We start from the raw sequence: 6,404 nt of genomic DNA on the forward strand, positions 1-6,404 counted from the left end.
TTGTGCGCCAGCTGGTTGCCACGGCGGTTGAGCTCGGCATAGCTCAGGGTCTGCTCGCCAAACACCAGCGCCGGGGCGTCCGGGGTGGCGAACACCTGGGCCTCGATCAGCTGGTGGATGCTGGTTTCGCCTGGGTAATCGGCTTGCGTGGCATTCCAGCCATGCACCATCTGCTGTCGCTCCCCGTCATCCAGCAATGGTAGCTCAGCCACTCGCTGGCCTGGGTTGGCGACGATGCCATGTAGCAGGTTCAGCCAGTGCCGCGCCATCTGCTGTATGGTCGAGGCATCGAACAGGTCGGTTGCAAAGGTCAGCGTGGCGCTGATGCCCTGCTCATGTTCGAAGCTGTCCAGCGTGAGGTCGAACTGCGCCGCGTGCACGTTCCATTGCAGGCCCTCCACCTCCAGGCCGGGCAAGCTGCGGCGCTCGCCCTTGCCCCGGGTCTGGTGGTTGTACATCACCTGGAACAACGGGCTGTGGCTCAGGCTGCGTTCAGGCTGCAAGGCATCGACCAGCTGTTCGAATGGCAGGTCCTGATGCACCTGCGCGCCCAAGGCTCGTTGCCGCACTTGCGCCAACAGCTCGGTGAAGGTCAGTTGCGTGTCGAACTCGGCTCGCATCACCTGGGTATTGACGAAAAAGCCGATCAGCCGCTCGGTCTCTACGCGGTTACGGTTGGCGATGGGCACGCCCACGCGCACATCGGCCTGCCCGGAGTAGCGGTGCAACAGTACCTGGAAACTCGCCAGCAGCAGCATGAAGGGTGTCGCCCCCTGGTGCTGCGCCAACTGTTTGAGTGACAGGCTCAACGCCTCGCCCAGGTCAACGTCGACCCGCTCACCGCGATAGCTTTGCAGCGCCGGGCGTGGCCTGTCGGTGGTCAGTTCCAGCACCGGATGGTCGTCGCCCAGCTGCGCCATCCAGTACGCCAGCTGACGCTCACGCTCGCCGGCGTCCATCCAGGCACGCTGCCAGATTGCATAATCGGCGTACTGGATCGGCAGTTCGGCCAGCACCACCTCGCGACCTTGGCTATAGCCTTCATAAAGCTGCACCAACTCATCGATGAGCAAGGGCATCGACCAGCCATCGGCGACGATATGGTGCAAGGTGAGCACCAGCACGTGCTCGTCCTGCGCCAGTTCCAGCAGTTTCACCCGCAGCAGCGGCCCATGGACCAGATCGAACGGCTGCTGGACCTCAAGCGCGACCTGCGCCTGCAAAACCTGCTCCTCCACGGCCCCCAAGGCCTGGCGGGCCAGCTGGAAAGGCTGGTTCGGGTGGATGACCTGCATCAGCTGGCCATCTGCCTCGGCAATGGTCGTGCGCAAGGCTTCATGACGCTGGATCAGCGTCGCAAAGCTGCGCTGCAGGGCTGCCAGGTCAAGCTGCCCCCTGAACCTGAGCGCGGTCGGGATGTTGTAGGCCGAGCCGGTGGGCTCCAGCTGCCAGAGAAACCACTGGCGTTGCTGGGCATAGGACAGCACGGGGCGTTCGACATCGTGCCTGGCTACCGGAATGGGCAGTTGCGCAAGCGTGACGCCCTTGGACGCCAGTTTTTCGAGAAACAGCTTCTGCTGCGCCAGGGGCAGACGGATGAAGCGATAAACCAGGTCTGCGTTTCTGTTGTCCGTGTGCATCTCAAACCGCCTCGAGCTCTGCCATGAAGTCCTGGAGCTCATCCAGGTCTCCGTCGTTTCGGGTACCGAGACTGCCGACCTCTTGTGCAAAGGCCTGCAGGTTCTCTGTCTGGAACAACAACGCGAGTGGCAGGTTCGTACCCAGTTCGATCTGCAGTCGTGCTACCGCCTGGGTTGCCAGCAAGGAGTGGCCCCCCAGCTCGAAGAAGTTGTCGGTAAGAGATACGTTTTCCAGGCCAAGAACTTCAGCCCATACCGCTGCGATCCGACGCTCCAGCTCCGTTTCCGGCGCCACATGGGCCGCCCGGCGCAGGTTGCCGTCAGGCTGTGGCAGGGCCTTGCGGTCCAGCTTGCCGTTCGGTGTCAGTGGCAGGCGTTCCAACAGCAACAGGTGCGCGGGCACCATGTAGTCCGGCAGGCTGGCTTTCAGCCTGGCGCGCAGGGTGTCAAGCAGCGCCGCCCGGGCTTCCTCGCTGGCAACCGACGCTGCATCGGCTGGCACCACATAGCCCAGCAGTTGCTTGCCGCCCGGCGCATCCAGCGCCAGTACCACGGCTTCGCGGACTGCGTCCTGTTGTTGCAGGCGCGCCTCGATCTCGCCAAGTTCGATACGGAAGCCGCGAATCTTCACCTGATGGTCGATACGCCCGGCATATTCGATGACTCCGTCGGCGTCATAGCGCGCCAGGTCGCCGGTGCGATACAGGCGGCCACCCTGCCCGCCGAACGGGTCGGGGATGAAGCGTTCGGCGGTAAGCCCGGGGCGCGCCAGGTAACCACGCGCCAGCCCCGCACCCGCCATGTACAGCTCCCCCACCACCCCTACCGGCAGCGGCGTTCCGGCCTCGCTCAACAGGTAAGCGGCACTGTTGGAAAGCGGCCGGCCGATATTGGCCTGGCCACCTTGGGTGCGCAGGGTGAAGGTCGAGTAGGTTGTGTCCTCCGAAGGCCCGTACAGGTCGTACACCTTGAGCACGTGGCCAGTGCCGTACAACGCGTCGACCAGCCCCTGCTTGAGAGCCTCCCCCGCCAGGTTGATGATGCGTACACCGGACGGCAACTGGCCGGTTTCATGCAGCACCTTGATGGCCGACGGCACCGTGTTGACCAGGCGTACCTGGTCTTTGGCCGGCAGGTGCGGCAGCTCCAGGGCATTGGCCGCCAGTACCGCATAGCCACCCGAGCCCAGGGTCACGAACAGCTCCCAGACCGACAGGTCGAAACAGATCGATGTGGACGCCAACACGCCGCACAGGTCCTGCTGGCTGTACACCGACTGCGCCCAGCCGATCATTGCCACGGCATTGCGATGCTCGATCTGGACGCCCTTGGGATTGCCGGTGGAACCTGAGGTGTAGATGCAGTACGCCAGGTTGTCCGGCGTGCTCACGCACACCGGGTCGGCCGCTTCGTAGCCGTCGAGCAGCAACTGGTCCACCAGCAGCGTTCGCGCCTGGAAGCTGGCCGGCAAACGCTCCTGCAGGTGCGACTGCGACAGCAGCAGGATCGACTGGCTGTCTTCGAGCATGTACACCAGGCGGTCCTGCGGGTAGCCAGGGTCGAGCGGCACGTAGGCGCCGCCCGCCTTGAGAATGGCCATCAGCGCGACCACCATGTCCAGGCCACGCTCCATGGCGACACCTACCAGCACCTCCGGGCCCACGCCAGCCTCGCGCAGTTTGTGGGCCAGCTGGTTGGCCCGTACATTGAGCGCAGCATACGTGAGCGTCTGCTCGCCGTGGATAAGTGCAACTGCGCCTGGCGCAGCAACCACCTGCGCCTCGAACAGCTGATGGATACAGCGGTCGGCCGGGTAACTGGCCGCCGTGCGGTTCCAGTCCTGCACGATACGCTGATGCTGTGCGGCATCGAGCAGCGGCAGGTCGCCGAGTGCAGCAAACGGGTCACTCACCAGCGCGTCAAGCAGCGTACCGAAGTGATGGGCCAGCTGCTCGATTGCCTCGCTGCTCCAGTGCGCACGGTCATGCCGGTACTGGATAGCCAGGCTGTCGCCAAGGCTCACCAGCAGGGTCAGCGGATAGTTGGTCTGCTCGCGCACCTGCACTGGGCCAAACTGCAAGCCACTCGGTGCGCCCTGCCGAAGGGCCTCGGACACCGGGTAACTTTCGAACACCACCAGGCTGTCGAACAGGGCTTCACCGCCAAGGCCGGCCCAGCGCTGCACGTCGTACAGCGGCGTATGTTCGTATTCACGCATGGCCAGGTTGCTGGCCTGCACCTGCCCGATCCATTGCGCAACGCTTTGCTCGCCTTGCGGTGTACCAACCACCGGCAGGGTGTTGATGAACAAGCCGATCTGCGCCTCCACGCCCGCCAACTCCGCTGGCCGGCCGGCGACCGTTGCACCGAAGCAGACCGACGACTGCCCGGTATAGCGCTGCAGCAGCAACAGCCAGGTAGCCTGTACCAAGGTGTTGACGGTGACACGCTGGGCACGCGCAAAGGCTTCAACCCGCTCGGTACGCCCTGCACCGAATGCCTGGTGATGAACCTGATGGCCCTGGCCATCAGGTTCACCTTTGCGCACGGCCTGGGCCAGGCGCGTCGGCTCGTTGAAGCTGGCCATCTGGCCCTGCCAGAACCTCTCTGCCGCCGCCCTATCCTGGCGCTGCAACCAGGCGATGTAGTCACGGTAGCTTCCCGCCGCTGCCACCACAGGTTTACCGGCATGACGCTGCAACACCTCACCCAGCAACTGCGAGGTGCTCCAGCCATCCATAAGGATGTGGTGGCAGGTGAAGATCAGGTGATGACGTGCCTGCGCCGTACGCACCAGCACCAGGCGCAACAAGGGTGCCTCGACCAGATCGAAGCCACGCTGCCGGTCGGCTTCCGCCAGGTTGTCCAGCTCCCGCGCCAGCTCATCCTCGTCACGCCAGTCATATTCGCTGAACGGCAGTGTCACCTGCTTGTGCACGACCTGCACCGCCTGGCCCAGGTCCCCCTGCCAGATGAAGCTGCTGCGCAAGATGTCGTGGGCCTGCAAGGCAGCATCCCAGGCCTGTCGGAAGGCTTGTACATCCAGGCCATCCACATCCACGCGCATCTGGTTGATGTAGTTGCCGCTGCCTTGCTCGTAGATGCTGTGGAACAGCATGCCCTGCTGCATCGGCGACAACGGGTAGACGTCGGCGATCTGCGCCACGGCAACCGGCAGCTGGTCGAGCTGCGCCTGGGTCAGGTCGGTCAACGGGAAGTCGGACGGGGTCAGGCCGCGATGTCTACCCTCACAGCAATGCTCGATGATTTCAGCCAAGGCCTGCTGGTAAGCCTGGGCCAGCTGTTCGATGGTTTCGCGGCGATGAATGTCTTGGCTGAAGGTCCACTCCAGGCGTAGCTCGCCGCCATATACCTGACCGTTGACGGTCAACAGGCTGGCCAACGGTGCTTCGGCATCCTGCCTGGCGCCATCGTTCTCCTTGGCGGGGGTGAACAGAGCTGCTTCGCCATCGAAGCTGCCGTCGAACTGCCCGAGGTAGTTGAAGACGATCTGGCCTTCAGGCAATGCTGCAAGGGCCTCGCGGCTCGCGGCATCACCGAGGTAGCGCAGCACGCCATAGCCCAGGCCTTTGTCAGGTACGGCGCGCAGCTGTTCCTTGATGGTCTTGATCGAACTTGCCAGGTCTGCCTGCGGGCTCAACTTTACCGGGTACAGGCTGGTGAACCAGCCTACCGTACGCGTCAGGTCGATACCCGCGAACAGGTCTTCACGGCCATGCCCTTCCAGGCGCACCAGCACTTCGGGCTGGCCGCTCCAGCGGCCAACTGCTTGCGCCAGGGCCGTCAGCAACAGGTCGTTGATCTGCGTGCGATAAGCCACCGAGCAATCCTGCAACAGCCGTTGGGTGCTTGCCACGTCGAGGCGCGTGCTGACAGAGGCCGCATGCTTCAGTTGCCGGCTGCCTTGCGGGTTGTCGCAGGGCAGCATTTCGCTGGCCCCTTGCAACTGCCCCTGCCAGTAGCCCAGTTCCTGTTGCAATGCGGGTGCAGCGGCATAGGTTTGCAAACGCTCGGCCCAGGCTTTGTACGAAGTGGTCTTGGCCGGAAGCTGCAGTGGCTGCCCGGCAGCCAGGGTCTGGTAGGCCTGCTGCAGGTCTTCCAGCAGCACACGCCACGACACGCCGTCTACCGCCAGGTGATGGATGACCAAAAGCAGCCGCTGGCTACCGTCAGGCAGCACAGCGAGCATGGCACGCATCAACGGCCCGTGCTCGAGGTCAAGGCTGCGCTGGGCTTCACTGGCAGCTTGCTGCAAGTGCTCGACGCTGGCGAAATCTCGATGCCAAAGCAACTGGGAGTAGCCCACATCGGCAAATTCAGCCTGCCAGCCCACCCCATGGTCGAACACGCGCAAACGCAGGGCATCGTGATGTTCGAGCAATGCCTGCAATGCCGCATCGAGCGTCGCCGGGGCCAGCGTTTCACCTGGCGTGAGCAGCACCGACTGGTTCCAGTGATGGCGCACGACAACGGGCTGCTCGAAGAACCAGTGCTGAATGGGCGTGAGCGGCGTCACGCCCGTTACCGCACCCTGATCGATCGATACACTGTCGCCGCGATTGGCGAGCCGGGCCAGTGCCTGCACCGTCTGGGCCTCGAACAGGTCCTTGGGCGTGAACTGGATATCCACCTGGCGCGCACGGCTGACCACCTGCAACGAAATGATCGAATCGCCGCCCAGCTCGAAGAAGTTGTCGGTCAGGCCGACCTTCTCCAGCTTCAGCACATCCGCCCAGATCGCCG

2 protein-coding genes are annotated in these 6,404 nt (G+C 63.9%); both read right to left on the minus strand.

Features of this window, described 5'->3' with window-relative positions; genetic code table 11:
* On the minus strand, positions 1 to 1,640 hold a 1,640-nt coding region (locus IRZ77_RS26510; RefSeq protein ID WP_230385150.1), incomplete at its 3' end, for a condensation domain-containing protein.
* A gap of 1 nt (position 1,641) precedes the next feature.
* On the minus strand, positions 1,642 to 6,404 hold a 4,763-nt coding region (locus IRZ77_RS26515; RefSeq protein ID WP_196174631.1), incomplete at its 5' end, for a non-ribosomal peptide synthetase.

Origin of the sequence: Pseudomonas pudica (assembly GCF_015680405.1) — a bacterium.
Lineage (GTDB): Bacteria > Pseudomonadota > Gammaproteobacteria > Pseudomonadales > Pseudomonadaceae > Aquipseudomonas > Aquipseudomonas pudica.